The following is a 1974-nucleotide window of genomic DNA, read 5'->3' on the forward strand; positions in this document are numbered from 1 at the left end:
CGCGCCCAGCCGCAGGGCGGCGCAGGCCCAGCAGGCCGCCGACCCCGGGGTCATGACCGGCCCGACGACGGCCCGGCCCCAGAACGTCCAGGCCGGGAGCAGCGTCCGCCCCTCGGGCACCCCGTCCCGCAGCAGCGCGAGCACGGTCTCCGGCACCCGGGGGCCGGCCGCGGCGACGACGACGTCGTAGCCGTCGTACGCCGCCCAGCCGGCGCCGGGCCGCTCCGGGAGCACGGACAGCTCGACGGGGCAGTCCTGGCCGGCCAGCAGGTCGGCCTCCCGGCGGATCTCGGCGAACTCCTCGGCGGTGGTGGTGCCGGAGCCGTCGGCGAGGGCGGCCTCCACGCCGATGGCGGCGCAGCCGTTGCGGACGAGCGACAGCACGCACCAGCGGGCGACCGGCCCGTCGCCGAGGACGGCGACCCGCGTGGCGCGGTAGCGGGCGAACCGGGCGTCGGCGTCGTCCGCGTAGTGGTCGATGTAGGCGATCTGCTCGGCGAAGCGCGCGGCGGGGGCCGGGGCCGTTCCCGGGCCGGCCGACGGGTCCGGGTCCGGGACCGGGCGGGCGAAGCCCCGTGCGTAGAGGGCCTTGACGAGTTCGCCGACCATCGCCCTCTGCCGGTCGCCGAAGCCCTGGCAGATCTCCTCGACCGATCTGCTGCCGTCCAGGTGGGGCACCAGGAGGGAGGCGAACCGGTAGCCGGATCTGGCGGTGAGCCGGAACCCTCCGTCGGCGTTGTGGAAGATCACCCCGTCGGGCGTCTCGGTGAACAGGACGTCACGACGGATGCGGGGCCGGGTTCCGGCGGTCTCTGTGTACGGCGTTGCTGCCATGCGTGCGTCACACCTCTTGTTCTGGGAGCGGGACAGCGGGTACGGGGACGGGCCTCGCCGCCCGCTGTACGGGGGCGTGCGGCGTGCTGCGTGCGGCGTGCGGGTCCGGGGCTCAGGGGCCGGTCGGCCGGTCCGGGCGGACGCGCGGGGCGGCATCCGCGGCGCGGTGACGGGGGGTCACCGCAAGGCGGTGGGGCAGGTACTGCCCGCCTGGGGTGTCTCCCCGCGCCGCGGCGGGCGCAGGAGGGCCGGGGCGGGCCGGACGGAGAGGGCGGCGGCGCGCCGGGCGTGCGCGCGCAGCAATTCGTGCATCCGGAACGCGCCGGGGTGCTCCTCCTCCAGGAGGCCCGCGTCGAGGAGCCGTTCCAGCACGTCCTCGGCCGCTTCCGGCGGGATGCCGAGGACGGTGGCGGCCAGCTCCGCGGTGAGCGGCCCGCCCGCCGCCTCCCCGAGCCGCAGATGCGCCTCGGCCAGCACCGGAGGGAGCCGCCGCACCGCCTCGTCCAGGGTCAGCGGTACGGACATCCGGGGGTCGTCGGCCAGCGAGAGGCGGCCCGGCAGATCGCGCCGCAGCCAGTCCGCGCAGTCGGCGATCGCCAGGCGGGGCCGGGTGAGGAGCCGGGCGGCGGCGATCCGCAGGGCGAGCGGGTGGTGCCCGCACACCGAGGCGACCAGCCGCGCCGCCACCGGCTCGGCGGCGACGCGTTCCCGGCCCAGCACGGCGGTGAGCAGGGCGTGCGACTCCTCGGGGCCGAGCGCGCCGAGCCGGTGCACGGTGCCGCCGTGCGTGGCGACGAGGGCGGCCAGCCCCATCCGGCTGGTGATGATCGCGGCGCCGGCCGCGCGGGCGGTGAGCAGCGGGCGCACCTGGTCCGGGTGGACGACGTCGTCGAGGATCAGCAGCGTGCGCCCGGAACCGGACTCCTCCTGCCCGGTGTCGCGGAGTTCGGCGGCGGCCTCCTCCGTGGGGCGCGGGGTGCCGTCGGGCCGGGTCAGCGGCAACAGGCGGCAGCCGCCCGGGAAGTGCCCGGCCACCAGGTGCGCCACGTGCAGGGCGAGCGCGGTCTTGCCGATGCCGGGCGCTCCGGAGAGCACGGCCACGGGGGCGCGCTCGGGTGCCGTGCCGGCGGGCCCGGACGC

General features: G+C 78.0%; 1 protein-coding gene and 1 pseudogene. Both read right to left on the minus strand.

Annotated features, from left to right (window positions below; all coding sequences use genetic code 11):
• Positions 1–834 (minus strand): annotated as a pseudogene (locus tag MHW47_RS34985) (hypothetical protein); the annotation flags it as partial.
• Between the two features lie 177 nt (positions 835–1011).
• Positions 1012–1974, minus strand: a 963-nt coding sequence (locus tag MHW47_RS34990) for an NB-ARC domain-containing protein (RefSeq protein WP_239227850.1), incomplete at its 5' end; no start/stop codon positions are given.

This window comes from Streptomyces sp. OfavH-34-F (assembly GCF_022347745.1).
Taxonomy (GTDB): domain Bacteria; phylum Actinomycetota; class Actinomycetes; order Streptomycetales; family Streptomycetaceae; genus Streptomyces.